Genomic DNA, 17947 nt, shown 5'->3' with positions numbered 1-17947 from the left:
AAAGCCTGCTGTTTTTTCTCTTTACTTATCTGCGTGTCCCGGCAGTTTGTCGATATATTTTCCGTCGATGACATCCTTTAAATACTGGCCGTACTGGTTCTTCTTATAGATCTCGTATGCGGCCATAACTTCTTCCTTGGAGATCCAGCCATTCGTGTAGGCGATCTCTTCCAGACACGCGATCTTTCTGTGCTGGTGGGTCTCGATGGTCTTAACGAAGTTTGTGGCCTCAACTAAGGACTCGTGGGTACCGGTGTCAAGCCATGTAAAGCCCTGTCCTAAAAGTGTTACATCCAGCTCGCCGTTCTCAAGGTAGATGCGGTTTAAATCTGTGATCTCAAGCTCGCCTCTTGCGGACGGCTTTAAGTTCTTCGCATACTCGACAACGCGGTTATCGTAGAAGTAAAGACCGGTCACGCAGTAATTGGACTTCGGTTTTTCCGGCTTCTCTTCGATGGAGATCGCTTTTCCAGTCTCATCGAACTCAACGATACCGAAACGCTCCGGATCATCGACATAGTAGCCGAATACGGTTGCGCCTTTCTCCTTCTCTGCTGCCGCACGGAGACGTTTCTTTAAGCCCTGTCCGTGGAAGATATTATCTCCTAAGATCATCGCAACAGAGTCACCATTGATGAATTTTTCACCGATGATGAAGGCCTGGGCAAGTCCGTCCGGGCTCGGCTGTACAGCGTAGGATAAGTTCACGCCGAACTGTTTTCCGTCACCTAACAGCGCCTCAAATCTCGGGGTATCGTCCGGTGTGGAGATGATGAGGATATCTCTGATTCCTGCGTTCATCAGCACGGATAACGGATAATAGATCATTGGTTTATCATAAATTGGTAAAAGCTGTTTGGAAGTTACCTTAGTGAGCGGATACAGTCTTGTGCCGCTTCCGCCGGCAAGTATGATTCCTTTCATATGCTCTCCTTTTCTCATCTGTTTTTGGGCACACTACGCCCTATACTGGGGTCATTATAGCATAAATGCCTTTTCTTTTAAAGGTACTTCCTCTTATAATTCTCTTAAAAAACATGAAGATTTTTGTGGATTTTTTATAATTTCCCCATATTTCACATCATACCTATGATGTTCGCTGTCCGTTTCCCTCTGCAGACATCTGTTTTTCCTTCTGACTCTTTTCTTAACTGCCCTTGCACCTTCTTCGACATTCATTTCCCTTTGCAGTTCTATTCTTAAATATTCTTATAGACTATCCCTTTGTTTAAGAAAATTCGCTGAAATCATACCACAGGACCATACTTAAAAACCGGAACTTTTCCCAATTGCAAATCTTATAAAAATATGTTAGAACCTATATTATATTTTTTTCTGGAGGATGTATCTACATATGAATAATCGTCTTTTCAGCCGGAACGACCTGGTGCGCCTGATCATCCCCCTGATCGTGGATCAGTTTCTACAGGTCGCCGTCGGTCTTTCCGACTCCATCATGGTCGCCCGGGTCGGGGAGGCAGCCGTCTCTGGTGTTTCCTTGGTCGACACGGTCATGCTTCTCATCATCAATATCTTCACGGCTCTCGCCACCGGCGGTGCGGTGATTGCCGGACAGTATCTTGGAAGAAAAGATCCGAAAACCGGCTGCGAAGCGACCGCCCAGCTTTTTAACTTCACATTCCTGTTCTCGATCTTTATTATGATTCTCGGCTACCTCGGACAGAACGTGATCCTGTACCATGTATTCGGAAAGATCGAGCCGGAAGTCATGAAGGACAGTCGTACCTACCTGCTGATCGTTCTGTCTTCCATCCCGATGATCGCCATGTACAACGCGGGAGCCGCGATCTTCCGTGCTATGGGAAATTCCAATATCGCCATGAAGACCTCACTACTCATGAACTCCATCAATGTATTCGGAAACGCACTTTTAATCTTCGGATTCCACCGCGGTGTCGAGGGCGTTGCGATCCCGACGGTCGTGTCCCGAGGTGTTGCCTGCGTGGTGATTCTTATTTTGTTAAACAACCAGAAACATGAACTTCACATTTTGCACCCATACCCGTTTAAGATCAAGTGGAATGTGCTGAAAAAGATCCTCTATATCGGAATTCCGAACGGCCTGGAGAACAGTATGTTCCAGCTTGGAAAGATCGCCGTTTTAAGTCTCGTCTCCGGTCTCGGAACCGCATCCCTGGCAGCGAACGCGGTCGGCAATAATATCGCGAACTTTGCGATCCTGCCCGGCATGTCCTTCGGCTTTGCACTTCTCACGGTCTGCGCCCAGTGCGTCGGCGCGGGAGATTTCGAGCAGGTAAAATATTACACAAAGCATATGATGCGCGTGGAGTATCTCTGCCTGATCGCATCAAACCTCATCGTGATCCTGGCGCTGCCGTTTATCCTGTCGGTCTACAATCTCTCCGACGAGGCCGCCCAGTATGCAAACGATATTATCCTGTATCATGCTGCCTGCGTTGTGACGATCTGGCCGCTGTCCTTCACGCTGCCGAATACGCTGCGCGCCGCGGCGGATGTGAAGGTCACCATGGTGCTCTCCATCATCTCCATGTGGGTGTTCCGGTTTGGTTTCAGCTACCTGCTGACCATGGTGTTCCATATGGGAATCTTCGGTGTCTGGGTTGCTATGACCATCGACTGGCTTGTCCGCGGAATCTTCTTCGTCTGCAGGTACAGGAGCGGGCGGTGGCAGAAGATTATTTTCTCATAAAGAGAATGTGCCTTTTGTGAAATAGGGAATTTCTTGGAATTTCCCATTTTTCAAGTCGAACGTCCATGAGACTTGACACGTAATTCTGGTCAGCGCAAGCTTACATATTCTTTACAGAATCACTGCGCATCCTCGCGGAGCGTCTCTCTCAGTCGGAGACCTAACTCCCACTGAGACTAATTTGTTATGACTCACCACCTGAAGAGGCGGGAGTCTTCTCGACTGAGGTAAAAAATACCTTCGAAGATCATTTCTGGTCCTCGAAGGTATTTTTTAATTAGTTCTCATTCATCTTCGCAAGCTTCGCCGCCTGATCCGCCGCAATAAGGCTGTCGATCAGCTCCTGAATATCGCCGTCCATGATGGCATCGATCTTATAGAGTGTCAGCTTGATCCTGTGGTCTGTCACACGTCCCTGCGGGAAGTTGTAGGTACGGATCTTCTCGGAGCGATCACCGGTACCGATCTGGCTGCGGCGCTCTGCCGCCTCCTCATTCTGGCGTCTCTCCAGCTCCATATCATATAACTTGGAACGCAGTAAACGGAACGCTTTCTCCTTGTTCTGAAGCTGGGACTTCTCAGTCTGGCTGTAGATCACGATTCCTGTCGGGATATGGGTTAAGCGCACCGCGGAGTCTGTGGTGTTGACACACTGTCCGCCGTTACCGGACGCACGCATAACATCAATACGGATATCCTTATCATCGATCACAACGTCGAATTCCTCAGCCTCCGGCATGATGGCAACGGTTGCCGTGGAGGTGTGGATCCTTCCGCCGGACTCTGTCTCCGGGACACGCTGTACACGGTGGACGCCGCTCTCGTATTTTAACTTGGAGTAAGCGCCGTGTCCGGTGATCATAAACTCAACTTCCTTCATGCCGCCGATTCCGCTCTCACTGACGTTGATCATCTCTGTCTTCCAGTGCTGGCTCTCCGCATAGTGCACATACATGCGGTATAACTCGGAAGCGAATAATGCTGCCTCGTCTCCGCCTGCACCGGCACGGATCTCGACGATTACGTTCTTCTCATCGTTCGGGTCTTTCGGGAGAAGCAGGATCTTTAACTCCTGTTCCAGCTCCTCGATCCTCTTCTTTGCGTCGGCAAGTTCTTCCTTCGCGAGTTCCTTCATCTCCTCGTCGCTCTCCTCATCGAGAAGCGTAAGGCTGTCCTCCACGTCCTGTTTCGCCTGCTTGTACTGCTTGTATGCGTCAACGATCGGCGCCAGGTCTGCCTGCTCCTTCATCAGCTTGCGGAATTTTCTCTGGTCTTCCGCCACCGACGGGTTATTTAATTCCAGCATTAACTCTTCGTAATGCCGTAACATGTCATCCAAACGGTCAAACATCTATAAAACCTCCTCATACGCCTGCGGTCTGCCAGGCTCCGCACACAACGCGGTCTTTTCCTGCCAGATCCTGAATCACTCTTGTATCCTTAAAACCATGGATATCCAGCAGTTCCTTCACCGCTGCTCCCTGGTCATATCCGGTCTCAAAATACACATGTCCTCCCGGCGTCAGATGTTTGGCACATTCTTCTGCCAGAATTCTGTAAAAATAAAGCCCGTCCGCGGTCCCGTCAAGAGCTCCTCGCGGCTCATGGTCCCGCACTTCCGGTTCCAGCTCTTCGATAACTGCGCTGGGGATGTAGGGTGGGTTGGAAACGATCACATCAAACTGTTCTGTCTCCGGAAAATTGCTGAACATGTCACTGTGGCGGAATGTTACACCTGCCTGCGACAGCTTGCTGGCTTCAGAAATCTTGCGTTTTGCAGAATTATTCTGTTTATTCTGATTATTTGTCAGATTCGTGCAATTCTGTATTTGTTCTGTCCTGCTGCTGACTGCATCATTATTTACATCGTTGTTTTCAAGAATCTCTTCTGAATTTCTTTTTGCAACCTTTAACGACTCTTCCGAGATATCCGCGCCTTCCACATGCGCATATCCTCCAAGCTTCTTCAAGCTCACCGCAATACAGCCGGATCCAGTACACATATCAAGGATCGAAATATCCTTATCCTTCTGCTCCTGCAGCACAAGCTCCACCAGCGTCTCCGTATCCTGCCTCGGGATCAGTACATGCTCATTGACAAAGAACGAAAGTCCCATGAACTCCTGTTGTCCTATGATCTGCTGCAGCGGAATGCGGGCTACGCGTTTTTTCAGTGCGTTCTCATACGCTGACAGTTTCTCTTTCAGCCACAGTTCTACACAGTCCAGCGCGTTTTTGCTCTCCAAAGAATTACCAGTCTGCTCTTGAGCAGTCATTTTCTGTGCCGTGCTTCCGACAATGTTCTCCCTTGCGCAAAGAAAATACTGCGCCCTGGAGATCCCGAAGCTCTGCTCAAACAGATACCAGGCGTCAAGATCCGCCTCCACAATCCCCGCATTCTTTAAGATCTTTTTTCCGTAGTTTAGGACATCTGCCCAGATCTTAAATTCACGCACACTATTTCCCGCGCATAGATCATCTCCAGACCGACCTGTTCCAGCCCCGACAGCGTTCTTCATCTCGCTCATGCCGTTATCTCCTGCGCGTTCTTCCCTGTCTGATCTTCTCTCTCAAAATATCCTGCCGGATACTGCTCCGGGAAATTTTCTTCCAGATATTTCTTCCAGTCAAACACAGCCTCGACCGCGACAATCGCTACCTCGATCATCGAGTCATCCGGCTCCTTTGTCGTAAGTCCCTGCATCCACATGCCCGGACGGCTGACGATGTCCATGATCTTCGAATTGCTGGTTCCTGCAAGGCGGAGCACCTCATAGGAGACACCCGCGATCACCGGGATCAGGACGATCCGGCTGACGATCCGAAGCCAGATCGTATCTACACGGACCACCATGAAGAACAGGATGCTGATCACCATAACGATCAGAAGAAAGCTCGTTCCGCAGCGCTTATGCTCTTTGGAGCTTTTTCTTACATTCTCCACGTTGAGCACAAGGCCATGCTCTAAGCAATTGATGCATTTATGTTCCGATCCGTGGTACATGAACGTCCGCTTGATGTCATCCATCCGTGAGATCACCTTAATGTAGGTGATGAAAATCGCAATTCGGATACAGCCTTCAAGAATCGCCATCACAGTCTCAGAGTGGATAAATTTCCGGAAGATTCCCGCGATCAAAAGCGGGAGTACCATAAAGATCGCAATCGCCATAAAGATGGAGAATACCATCACCGCCGACATAACGACATTATCTACTTTTTCACCAAATGTATCGATCAAAAATTTCTCGAACTTTCCCGGCTCCTCGTCCTCCTCATCGTCCTCAAAGAAGCTTGCCGACCATGTCAGGGAACGCATTCCCAGGATCATGGAGTCCGCGAAACTAAAGATTCCTCTCACAAACGGCAGGGAGAAAAACTTTACTTTTTCTGTCATGCTCACATAGGTATCTTTCTTGACAACGATCTCGCCGTCCGGCTTTCTGACAGCCGTGGCGTAATTGTCCTTGTTCTTCATCATGATACCCTCTAATACTGCCTGTCCCCCGATACCGGAATATTTCAAGATTTTACCTCCATATATGTCTCATAGTGTCATACCAGAATCGCTCCGCACTTCGTGCTCCCGCGATTCTCCACAAACATTCATAATCCGCTCATTTTTCTTACGAAAAATGGCTGCTTGTTCATGTTTGTGCGGGAATCAAAGAGAAAAAATCCCCTGCAAGCAAGCTTGCGTTGATTTTTTCTCCTTGATTCCCTGTATGACAAAAAAGGCTGAGTTTTCAGAGTTATCCAAAAGCTCAACCTTTCACTAATCAAACCTTATTTGTCTGTTTTCATACCATACTTACGGTTGAACATCTCGATACGTCCGCGAGCGGAAGCAGCCTTCTGCTGACCAGTATAGAATGAATGGCATTTGGAACAGATTTCTACGTGAATGTCTTTCTTGGTAGAACCAGTTACAAATTCATTACCGCAGTTGCAAACGACCTTGGCCTGATAGTAATTTGGGTGGATTCCCTGTTTCATGATTTTCACCTCTTTAAAATTTTTGGTACATGACTGACAGTCACGTTACGTTAATAATATAATACGGCGTTTTCAGCCATATGTCCTGTTCCGCCAGAACAGCTTAATAATTATAGCATATGCATACTGCTAATGCAAGTATATTTTCCGCGGTTTTTCATGATTTTTGCAGGTTATCCACAATGACCGCAGGCAGCCCATCATTTTTCCACTTCCCGCTGCTACTGTTCTACAGATTCACAGACATAGAGGGAACATACCTCACCGTTAAAGACCTGGGCACCCGCGTAGAGAGGTTCCCTGTCGTACGTATAGGCAACACTCTTAATATATAGAAGTGGAGCTCCTTTCTTTACTTTCATCAACTTTGCCTCTGCTGCTGTGGCCCGGCATAACTCGATCTGCTTTTCTGACGTGATAACACGCACCTTCGCCTCCTCCTGAAGGCATTCAAACAGAGAGTTATCATCAAACTTCTTCTCCAGGAGGAATGAGTATTTCACTGGGAAATAGTTTCTCTCGATCGTCACCGGTTCACCATCGGCTGTCCGCAGCCGGGAAATATAGATCACGTATGCTCCCGGCTCCAGATTTAACTGTTTCCGAATCTTTTCATCAGCGCGAACCAGCTTGTTCTCCAGCATCTGTCCGCCCGGTTTCATATTCATATGATGACACATCTCTGAGAAACTCTGAAGGTTTTTAATATCTTTCGCAAATTTCTGGCGACAGATAAAAGTTCCCTTTCCCTGTTTTTTCTCGACCAGTCCCTGACTTACCAGATCATCCACAGCTCTGCGGATCGTGATCCGGCTCACTTTATACTGTTCTGCCAGTTCCGCCTCCGTTGGAATTCTTCCTGTTGCATTGTATACTCCGTTTTCAATATCGCGTTTTAGACATTCTACGACCTGTACATATAACGGAACAATGCTGTTTGGATTCATATTTATTTCCATACACCCCTCCTTCTACCCCATTTTTTCAGAGCAGTTAATTATACTAATTAGATATATAATGTTATATATACTATAATACTATTTGTACTATTAGATAGCAAGATATTTTTTCTCTTCGCCTTGTATTTCTAATTTTTTTCTCAAACACAAAACAGGCTGACATCCACATTCCGTAGGCATCAACCTGTCTTATATCTCATTTGTAATTCAAGTCAAACAGCTGTGAGACTGGGCTCCCACGGGGACGCATTTACCAGTATTCACCACTTGAAAGAGGTGAAAGTCTTCTCTGACTGAGATAAATTAATGAGCAATTAATAATCAAATTTCCACATGTAACGACGATAGGTCATCGGATGCATTCTCACATCTGCCATCGCGGAGATGAACTGTTTGGAGATCGGGTGGAACAGAAGAGAGTTAAAGTACTCTGCAACTCTCTCATCCAACTCGCCTAAGCCCAGCTCCTCGGCATCAATAATCCAGTGATGTCCGCCGAACTGATTTAAGAAGCGCTCGGCTCTCTCATCCACCGGACGTGTGCGTCCAACGCTCTTAAATAACAGAATTGCCAGATCCTTGTCGCATGTCTCAAATGCGCCGTGGAAATATTCACCGGAGTGGATCGGAACACAGTGAACGGTCTGCATCTCCTGGAAGAAGCAGAATGCGTCAGAATAGGAAACTTCCCATGCAGCTCCGCTGGACATTACGTTCCATACGGTGTCATCCTTATATGTCATGGCGAATTTTGCTGCTTCCGCGCGCACATCCTTGTATGCCTTACCGTAGATCGTCTCTAACTTCTCGAAAGCTTCCAGAGCCTGATCATATGCCTCATAATTATCGTACTCTTTTAAGAGCCAGAACGCGATCTTTAATGCTGTACCCTGACTGTTGTAATGAACAAGTGTCGGGTCCTTATACCACTCGTCTGCGTGATAATATGTTACATAATAATCAGCTGTCTGGGCTGTCAGGGAATCCGCGTAGCCGGATAATCCGATGGTGACCGCACCCTTTGCCTTAGCCACTTTCAGCGCTTCTACGGTCTCTGCCGTCGCCTTTGTGGATGTGCCGATCACAAGAGTGTTTTTATCTACATTCTTCGGGGTTGCATTGACGAACTCGCTGCTGTTGTAACCCTGGACACGGATGGAACTCTCCTGATTTAATAAAAAGCGTGCCGGATAGGAAGATGCGAAAGAGCCTCCGCAGGCTACAAAGATCACCTGCTTTAAGCCGCCGTTTTTATCCAGATCTGCTTTTGCCTTTGTCATCACATCGATGACTTCCTGCATCCCTTTGATCATAGGAATATCCTCTCTTTCTTACAATTGATTTTTATTCACGGAGTGCTTTGGTTGCCTGCTCATCTACATGGTAATCAACTCCATCGGATACAACAACCACACCGTATTCCTTCTTTGCTGCCTCTGCAGATACTTTTTTCTCTCTAACGTCCTTCAATACCTTTTCCGGATCACGTTTCATCGGATCACCGTAACCGCCGGCACCAGGTGTTGTAACACGGATCACATCGCCCTTCTTTAACGGGAAGCTTGTCGTCTTATGGCCCATCTTTGTGACGGTGCCGTCTGTCGCAACGCGGTAGAATGCGCCTGCTGCGCCCTCTTTGCCGCCTGCAAGTCCCCACGGATGGAATTTATGACGATCACCGAGTCCTGTGTATGCCACATCATCCTGCAGTACTTCAAGCTCACGCTCAATTCCAAGACCGCCGCGGAACTGACCTGCTCCGCCAGTATCTTCCTTCAGTTCATATTTTCTGGCAAGGATCTTCGTGAACTCCATCTCTGTTGCCTCGATCGGCATGTTGGATGTATTCGTCATATTTACCTGAACACCCGACAGACCGTCTAAGCCCTTGGAAGCTCCGCCGCCTCCGGCGATAACCTCATGGAAGATAAATACGCTGTCTGTACCGATCGCACCTTCACCTGCTAAGATCGTTGTGGTGCACGCGCCGTTTCCTGCGGTAACTACGGTATCCGGGAAAATCGGAGCGAGGGCACCGAAGATCGCGTCCGGAATTCTCTGCTGGCAGTCGATCTGCGCGCCGATCGGGCTCGGCTCTGTCGGATTTACAATGCAGCCCTTCGGAGCAATGATCTTGATCGCACGGTTGATTCCCTCATTGGCTGGGATATCGTCGCCCATCAGGGCTTTTACTGCGAAAAATACTGCCGCTTTTGTACACGGATACGGTACGTTGATCGGAGCTTTGATCTGATCTGCAGTTCCTGTAAAATCGATCGTTAAATTGTCGCCCTTGATGGTTACTTTTACTTTGATCGGAAGCGGATCCGGATATTTGTCTCCGCAGCCGTCTACATAGTCCGTGTAGTTATACTCGCCGTCCGGAAGCTCTGCAACGACAGCGCGGACACGGCGCTCGGAGTAGCCTACCAGTTCCTTCATGCACGCAATCAGGTCATCCTGGTAGCGGGCATATGCCTCCTGGATTCTCTGCACACCGATCAGGTTTGCAGACATCTGTGCAGTCAGGTCTCCCTCACGTTCCTGTGGAACACGGGTATTGTCAAGGAGGAGATCAAGAACGCTGCTGATCGTCTCGTTATTTTCGCGGATACGGATCACCGGAATACGGATACCTTCCTGGAATAAGCTGTCAGCGTCACCGGATGTGGAGCCCGGTACTTTACCGCCGATATCAGAATGATGGGCAATGTTTGCGATCCAGCCCACCAGCTTGTCGCCTACAAAGGCCGGAGCCGCGATTACAATATCCGGCAGGTGGTTGCCGCCGCCGTGATACGGGTCGTTAGCGATAAACATATCGCCCGGGCGGACATTTTCTTTTCCGAATTTTTCATAAATATTTGGAACTACACTCAGCATGGAGCCTAACAGTGCAGCTAAACTTTCTACCTGCGCAACGCTGTTTCCATCCGGATCGATCACAGCCGTACAAACGTCACGGCGTTCCTTCATATTGGTGGAGTATGCACTGCGGACAATGATTCCGTAAGTCTCCTCAGCAATGGACATCAGGAGATTGCGGACAACCTCAACAGTTACGGTATCGATCTGCTTTGCCATCTTACTTCTCCTCCTCATCACGAATCTTTAAGTTATGATATCCATCTACATGGATCGTCCAGCCCTTCGGCACTACAAGTGTGGTATCCATCTGTTCGCAGATACACGGACCTGGGATCGCCTGACCCGGAACGAATTCTTCTCTTAAGTATACCGGAGTCTCAATATACTCGTCGCTGTTCTGGAAGAGGACCTGACGGACTTCGATCGGTGCCGGGATCGGTGCTTCCGGATGAAGCTCTGATGCCTTAAGATCCGGTTTGTCGATCACGCCGATCGCGGAAACACGGTAGCTTACAAACTGAACGATTGCGTCTTCCTTGCAGTAACCGTAGCTTCTCTTGTGCTCTGCATGGAAATCAGCCAGTGCTTTCTTTAATGTCTCCTCTGTCATCTTTCCAGCCGGTACCGGAATGCTGATCTCGAAGTTCTGACGCTGATAACGCATATCAATAGCAAACTCAAAGTAACGGCGGTCTGCCGGAACACCTTCTTTGTCTAAAAGACCGGTTCCCTGTTCTACCATATTGTCAAACTGCTCGTTGATGCTGTCTAAGTTGTCAGCCTCACCGTTCATAACTTTTGTTCTGGATAAGTCAAACTTTGTATCAGCTAAGAGTAAACCTAAGCTGCAGAGTGTGCCCGGATGCGGCGGAATAAGAACTTCCTTCATTCCCAGTTCTTTTGCTACTTCGCACGCATGGAGCGGACCTGCGCCGCCGAATGCCATCAGACTGAATTCGCGGACATCGTAGCCTTTCTCTACGGATACGCTTCGGATCGCACGGACCATGTTGGAGTTAACTACGGTGATGATTCCGTTTGCTGCACGTTTCATATCAAGATTAGATTTATCACAGATCTTTGTCTTGATCGCATTCTTTGCCAGTTCAATATCCACGTCCATTCTGCCGCCGAGGATCTTCTTCTGGTTCAGTTTTCCTAAGACGATGTTTGCATCTGTTACGCACGGATTCTCGCCGCCGCGCATGTAGCATGCCGGTCCAGGAGTTGCGCCGGCACTCTTCGGTCCTACCTTTAACGCGCCGCCGTCATCGATCTTTGCGATGGAGCCGCCGCCGGCACCGATGGTGATGATGTTGATCATCGGGATTCTTGCCGGATATCCCTCAACGTAACGCTCGTTGGATACCTGCGGTGTATAGTTCTCGATCAGGGAAATATCTGCGCTGGTACCGCCCATATCGAATGTAATGATCTTGTCTGCTTCGCACTGTTTGCCGATATAAGCCGCTGCGATAACGCCGGCACTCGGTCCAGATAACGCGGTCTTGATCGGGCAGTCGATCGTCTCTTTAATGGAAATGATGGAACCGTTGGACTGTGTTACATACGGCTCAACCTTGATGCCGAGCTGTGCGATAGACTCGCGGAAGTTGTTTACATACTTCTTCATAACCGGTCCTAAGTAGCTGTTCATGACCGTTGTACTCATACGGCTGAACTCACGGAACTCCGGTGCCAGCTTGCTGGAAATCGTTACGTAAGCTTCCGGGAACTCCTCATGAATGATCTCTTCGATTCTTTCCTCATGAACCGGATTGATGAAGGAGAAGAGGGTGCACACTGCGATAGCAGCAACTCCCTGGGCTTTTAAGTAGCGGACCACTTCTCTGGTCTCTTCCTCATCAAGCGGTGTCTCAATGCTGCCGTCATAGCGGATACGCTCTGTAACGGTGCAGTTTAAGCCAGACGGAACTAACGGATACGGCTTCTGTGCCTGAAGGTTGTAAAGAGACGGACGGCGCTGTGTTCCGATCTCCATCAGGTCTTTAAATCCCTTTGTGGTGATAAGACCGAGGCGGCAGCCTTTCTTTTCGATCAGCGCATTGGTTCCTACTGTGGTACCATGTGCCAGATAGCTGACTGTCTCCGGTTTTGCCTTCTTTATCTCTAATACATCCTGCACACCTTTTACAATTGCCTTGGACGGGTCTGCCGGTGTAGAACTGTCCTTATAATTGAACAATTCGCCGGTTTCCTGATCAAAAACAGAGAAATCTGTAAACGTTCCTCCAACGTCTACGCCAATCATATAAGACATATTATTTCCTCCCATGTATTGGTTGTTTGTAAGCTGCTCTGTCCGGGCATGACTATTTGCATGTCCGCTGCTTCATATTGATTTCATACAGCTTGTATTGTTATATATCGTCATATATTCTTTAATGATAAAATACTTTATTTTTGACCATTTGTCAATACTATTCTTCATTTCTTTCTCATAACAAGCTACTCCGATTCTTTCAAGTCGAATGTCCGTGAGACTTGGCGCGTGATTCTTGTCAGCGAAGCCGACATATTCCTATCAGAATCACTGTGCATCCTCGCGGAGCATTTATCTTAGTCGGAGACCTAACTCACACTGAGACAAATTTGCTACGACTCACCACCTAAAAGAGGTGGGAGTCTTCTCGACTAAGATAAATCTTTATACACCTGCTCATATACAGAATCCGGCACTTGAACGCCTCCACCAAAAGCGCCTTTGATCAGACATGTTTTTGCTGAAAAAGCTGCGGCAGTCTTCAATGCTACTGGCAAAATCTTCATTCTTATTTCCGGATCTTCCCAATTTGCTTCTGACTCCTCTTCTAATTTTTTCAAAATTGTCACCAACATGGCCGTCGCAAAGCTGTCTCCCGCCCCCATTGTGTCCACAGGGATCACATAGTCCGGCAGTTGACGGTAAAAATGGTGTCCATCATAAACTGTCGCACCTTTGCTTCCGCGGGTAGCTGTCACAACCCCACAGCCTTTTTCATGCAGTTTTCCGCACAACCTTTCCGTTGCTTCATCGCTTAAATCGCTGCAGGAAAGAAACGCAAAATCAATATACGGGCAGACACGGTCCACACGGTCCTCCTCATTCCAGCGGTAAGAAAAGTCGTAGCTTACAAATGGTGAAAGCACATGCAGATCAGGAAGCAGATCATCCGTAAATCCATTGTTTGTCGTGTGGATCAGATCAAATCCGTCCGCATACTCAAGATCCTCTTTCTCAAGACGGATCGGATGTTTCTGGATTACTCCGCCTTTATTGCTTCCCTTAAACACACGGTCCCCATCGACGATCATCACTCTCGCAAAACCATTTTCTCCGGCATAGCTGCGACAATGGCTGTATCCAACGCTATGGGCGTCGAGTGATGCCTTCACATGACCGGCAATCGCGTCATTTCCAAAAACGCCCATAAAATCTGATTTTACGCCAAGCATACCTGCGTATACCGCAAAATTAACTGCCTGCCCACCTGGATACATCGTCCTCTCATTCAGGTAGATATCACACACATTGTCACCCAAACCCAAAACCTTAACCATTTTTGTATCCTCTTATTTTTTACTCAAATAAAAATTTTACCTGGCAGCCAGTCACTTCTGCCGCCCCTGTGGCTACCATGTCCACACCTGTAAAAAATTCTCTGAGATCATCACTGCGAATGTCTTCCTGCTGCTTTACAGTCACCAGGATCTTCGTCAGTTCCGGAACCTTAACCATATCCTCATCGCCTGTTTCCATGATTCTCGTCTCATAGCCAACCTTATCGAATATATCTTTGTTCCCATATGCCAGACCCAGAGTGAAAAATTCCAGCGCCTCTAATGCATTTCCATTTTTGGACAGGGCTTTACCTGTCTGTCTTTGTGCTAATCCATCGTCACACAGACCAGTAAACTCTACCTGCACTTTCCGGGACTTGTTAAAATCAGACAGCTTCCTCTCCATATCCATTTTTTGTGCAGACATTTCCCCGTTCTCTACAGTTTTCCTTGCAAGGAGCGGCAGATATGAATATGCTTTTCTCTTTTCCTCAAACTCTTTCCGAACCTGCTCCAAAAGAAGCGGCTGTTCAAATAACTCAGCTCCCGTCAGTGCCATTACCTTTGCCGCTACCAGCATTCCCTTCATGCAGATATCACTGCGCCCTTGGGCAACCTCCTGCCAGGAATGTCCCAACGTATCCTTTATATAGCACGCTGCCACACACTGTACAGTAGGCGTTGCAAAGCTTACATCGCAAATATCTGTTGAACCAGGCTTATGGATATTAATTTCGCGGAAAGGATACAATACATCATTATACGGCTTTCCTTTCACCTGCCTGATAATATCTTCTGCCTGTTCCTCATACAACAGTCGCATTAAATCGAAGGTTGCCTGTTCTCCGTTTTCCGGAAGAGACTGATGCATATGTTCTGCATATTTCCAGTCTGCTTCCGTCATTGGAACAGTGCCCACTATCTGGTATTTTTTATACATAGTGCGTTCCAGCGTCCGGTTCGGAAGCAGCTCAGTTGTTCCTGTCTTATAATCCGCCGTCAATACGCATCCGGTCATGACAGCCGCGCCGTATGCTGCCATATGTAATAGCTGAAATCCTTCTTTGACCTGACTACTCACATGAGCGCGATATGCATATAGAATCCGGGCTTCAGGCACTTCTCCATCGTTTGCATCATCGCCCGGTGAAAGAATTGTGGAACGTACGACAAAGCAGGGATCAAGATAATGTCTGACATTTGTCGCGCCCATCAAAAAGATCTGCAGCGCATCAGCAGCGCGTTTTCCCTTAAAACTGTAAATTACTTTTTGCTGCGCGTGAAAGTTGATCGACCATATACCGTTATCGTCTGTCGGATGCCAACTGATCGCTGCGGCGCAATCATCAAATACTCCAGCCTGTTTCATCAGCACTTTTCCGGCACCGCCTTCCTCGGCCGGGCATCCATAAAAACGGACGGTTCCTTTTATTCCGTTTTCCTTTAAATAGTCTTTCACCGCGATTGCAGCAGCGACAGCCGCTGTTCCCAAAGTATGATGACCACACCCGTGACCGTGTCCACCCTCGATGATCGGTTCTCTTTCAACGGAATCTGCTTTCTGGCTCAGATTTGGAAGCGCGTCAAATTCTCCCATGAACCCGATTACGGGCTTTCCCTCACCCCAAGAGGCAATAAATGCGGTCGGCAGACCGGCAACCCCTTTTGTCACGGAAAAGCCTTCCTGTTCAAGAAGTGCTGAAAGGCGGGCAGAAGATTTATATTCTTCAAAAATTGGTTCCGCATAATCCCAGATATCAAGAGCAGCATGAATATACTGCTCCCTTTTATCTTCAATTGTCTTCAGAATACTTTCCTGTGTGTTCATCGTTTCCATTCCTCCATCCATGCAAATATCCCTGTTTGGTCACATCACGTCATTTTTCTTCATGCTTTGTTTCTGACTGCTGCTCTTCTGCCAGCCAACATAATACCTGATGTCCCGGTTCAACTGTTACAAACGGCGGTACTGTTTCTGAACATTCTTTTTTTGCATAAGGACAACGCTTATGAAAATGGCATCCTGATGGGGGATCGGCCGGATTTGGGACATCTCCCTGAAGAATGATCCGTTCCCGCTTTACCTCCGGATCAGGCATTGGAATTGCCGACAACAGAGCCTTTGTGTATGGATGGACCGGATTCTCATATATCTGTTTTTTATCTGCTATCTCCACAACCCGTCCCAGGTACATAACAGCCACGCGATCGCAGATGTGATGTACAACACTGAGGTCATGAGAAATAAAGATATAAGTCAAATTCAGTTTGTCTTTCAATTCCTTCATCAGATTCAACACCTGCGCTCGTATGGAGACATCCAGTGCCGATACTGGCTCATCACAAATGATCAATTTAGGATTCACCGCCAGTGCTCTTGCGATCCCAAGACGCTGTCTTTGTCCACCGGAAAATTCATGCGGGAAGCGATTAATATACGCACGGTTAATCCCAACCAAATCCATGAGCTTATAAATTCTCTCTTCTTTTTCCTTGCCCTCGCAGATATGAAACACTTCGAGCGGTTCTCCGATAATTTCGCCAACCGTCAATCTTGGATTTAACGAGGCGCCCGGATCCTGAAACACGATCTGCATTTCCCTGCGTTTCAGACGCATTTCTTCTTTCTTTAATCCGCAGATATTAGTGCCTTCAAAAATGACTTCCCCGCTTGTTGGCTCTATCAATCGTAAAATACTTCTTCCGAGTGTTGACTTTCCACAGCCGCTTTCTCCGACAATTCCAAGAATTTCTCCCTGCTTTACCGATAAGTTAATGCCGTCCACGGCTTTTACGCTGCGGCAGTCCTTATTCAGAAAACCAGACTTAACTGAATAATATTTCTTTAAATTTCGTACTTCTAATAAATTCCCTGCCACCTATACCACCTGCTTTCGATTTTCATGTAAAAAGCATCGTACCTTGCGATCACCTATCTGATATAAATCGGGAACTTCTGTTTTGCATCTCTCCGTCGCATAAGGACAACGAGGCCAGAATCCACATCCGGCAGGCATGTCATACAGGCTTGGAACATTTCCTTTTATCACATATAATCTGTCCTTCTGATCGTTAATATTAGGAAGTGCGCTGATCAGACCCTGCGTATATGGATGCAGTGGATCTTTAAACAGGGAATGGACATCACAATATTCCATTACCCTCCCCGCGTACATCACAAGCACATAATCAGCCATTTCCGCAATAACACCCAAATCATGCGTGATCATCATAATAGATGTATTCAGCTTTTTCTGTAGTTTACGCATTAAATCTAAGATCTGCGCCTGGATCGTCACATCAAGAGCCGTTGTCGGTTCATCTGCGATCAAAAGTTCCGGATTGCAAGACAGCGCCATGGCAATCATAACCCTCTGGCGCATTCCTCCGCTCAGTTCATGTGGATATTCGTCCACTCTTTTCTCGGGAGACGGAATACCTACAAGCCTGAGCATTTCGATAGCGCGCTCTCTTACTTCCTTTTTTGAGACTTTCTCATGGGCAGTTATCATTTCTGAAATCTGGGTTCCAACTGTATAGACCGGGTTCAACGATGTCATCGGCTCCTGAAAAATCATCGCGATTTCTTTTCCACGGATTTTTTCCATCTGCTCCGCAGAATAATTCACAATATTTTCCCCTTTAAAGATAATCTCCCCATCTACAACCTTTCCTTCCGGAGGCAATAGCTTTAATATTGACATCGATGTAACGCTCTTTCCGCATCCCGACTCGCCTACGATACCAAGGGTTTCGCCTTTTCGTATGGTGAAATCAACTCCATCGACAGCAGGAACTTTTCCAGTTCGATCAAAGAAATATGTTTTCAGATCTTTTACCTGTAATATTACATCATCCTTCATTACACATT

The 17947-nt window shown here is 47.5% G+C and carries 14 protein-coding genes; 1 reads left to right on the top strand and 13 read right to left on the bottom strand.

Annotated elements, in window-relative coordinates:
- Positions 1–21: 21 nt before the first annotated feature.
- Entirely contained in the window at positions 22–924 is a 903-nt protein-coding gene (gene rfbA, locus DW826_RS10435; RefSeq protein ID WP_015552504.1) for a glucose-1-phosphate thymidylyltransferase RfbA, read from the bottom strand.
- Between the two features lie 430 nt (positions 925–1354).
- Between rfbA and DW826_RS10430 the strand changes: the two genes are divergently transcribed.
- Entirely contained in the window at positions 1355–2692 is a 1338-nt protein-coding gene (locus DW826_RS10430; protein ID WP_117470444.1) for an MATE family efflux transporter, read from the top strand.
- A 277-nt stretch (positions 2693–2969) separates the two neighbouring features.
- On the opposite strand, the gene prfA is transcribed toward DW826_RS10430, so the two are convergent.
- The 12 genes from prfA to DW826_RS10370 all read right to left on the bottom strand — a co-directional run bounded on the left by prfA (position 2970) and on the right by DW826_RS10370 (position 17939).
- Positions 2970–4043: a peptide chain release factor 1 gene (gene prfA / locus DW826_RS10425; RefSeq protein ID WP_117552684.1), complete on the bottom strand. Its 1074-nt coding sequence runs from the start codon at positions 4041–4043 to the stop codon at positions 2970–2972.
- Positions 4044–4056: 13 nt separating this feature from the next.
- The gene (locus tag DW826_RS10420) at positions 4057–5220 is read right to left on the bottom strand and encodes a HemK/PrmC family methyltransferase (RefSeq protein WP_242994083.1); all 1164 of its coding nucleotides are present in this window, start codon (positions 5218–5220) and stop codon (positions 4057–4059) included.
- A complete protein-coding gene (locus DW826_RS10415) occupies positions 5217–6218 on the bottom strand; it encodes a DUF1385 domain-containing protein (RefSeq protein ID WP_117552683.1) in 1002 nt (333 codons plus the stop codon). Before DW826_RS10415 ends, DW826_RS10420 begins: the two co-directional genes overlap by 4 nt.
- A 260-nt stretch (positions 6219–6478) precedes the next feature.
- A complete protein-coding gene (gene rpmE / locus DW826_RS10410; RefSeq protein WP_015552500.1) occupies positions 6479–6688 on the bottom strand; it encodes a 50S ribosomal protein L31 in 210 nt (69 codons plus the stop codon).
- A gap of 221 nt (positions 6689–6909) precedes the next feature.
- The gene (locus tag DW826_RS18860; protein ID WP_278286575.1) at positions 6910–7647 is read right to left on the bottom strand and encodes a GntR family transcriptional regulator; all 738 of its coding nucleotides are present in this window, start codon (positions 7645–7647) and stop codon (positions 6910–6912) included.
- Between the two features lie 314 nt (positions 7648–7961).
- A complete protein-coding gene (locus DW826_RS10400; protein ID WP_021905624.1) occupies positions 7962–8960 on the bottom strand; it encodes an SIS domain-containing protein in 999 nt (332 codons plus the stop codon).
- A gap of 31 nt (positions 8961–8991) precedes the next feature.
- Positions 8992–10731 carry a hydantoinase B/oxoprolinase family protein gene (locus DW826_RS10395; protein WP_117552682.1) on the bottom strand — a complete coding sequence of 580 codons (1740 nt, stop codon included), beginning with the start codon at positions 10729–10731 and terminating at the stop codon, positions 8992–8994.
- Position 10732: 1 nt separating this feature from the next.
- On the bottom strand, positions 10733–12796 hold the full coding sequence (locus DW826_RS10390; RefSeq protein WP_117504605.1) for a hydantoinase/oxoprolinase family protein: 2064 nt from the start codon (positions 12794–12796) through the stop codon (positions 10733–10735).
- Positions 12797–13170: 374 nt separating this feature from the next.
- Positions 13171–14076, bottom strand: a complete 906-nt coding sequence (locus tag DW826_RS10385) for a PfkB family carbohydrate kinase (RefSeq protein WP_117552681.1) — start codon at positions 14074–14076, stop codon at positions 13171–13173.
- A 19-nt stretch (positions 14077–14095) separates the two neighbouring features.
- Complete coding sequence (locus tag DW826_RS10380; protein ID WP_117552680.1) at positions 14096–15904, bottom strand: amidohydrolase; 1809 nt, start codon at positions 15902–15904, stop codon at positions 14096–14098.
- A 49-nt stretch (positions 15905–15953) separates the two neighbouring features.
- Positions 15954–16955 carry a dipeptide ABC transporter ATP-binding protein gene (locus DW826_RS10375; RefSeq protein ID WP_117552679.1) on the bottom strand — a complete coding sequence of 334 codons (1002 nt, stop codon included), beginning with the start codon at positions 16953–16955 and terminating at the stop codon, positions 15954–15956.
- Positions 16956–17939, bottom strand: a complete 984-nt coding sequence (locus DW826_RS10370; RefSeq protein ID WP_117472448.1) for an ABC transporter ATP-binding protein — start codon at positions 17937–17939, stop codon at positions 16956–16958.
- Positions 17940–17947 lie beyond the last annotated feature (8 nt).

The organism is Clostridium sp. AM34-11AC, from assembly GCF_003435375.1.
Taxonomy (GTDB): Bacteria; Bacillota; Clostridia; order Lachnospirales; family Lachnospiraceae; genus Pilosibacter; species Pilosibacter fragilis.
Note: the sequence above shows the minus strand (reverse complement) of the source record. Positions and strands in the feature narration are given on the sequence as shown.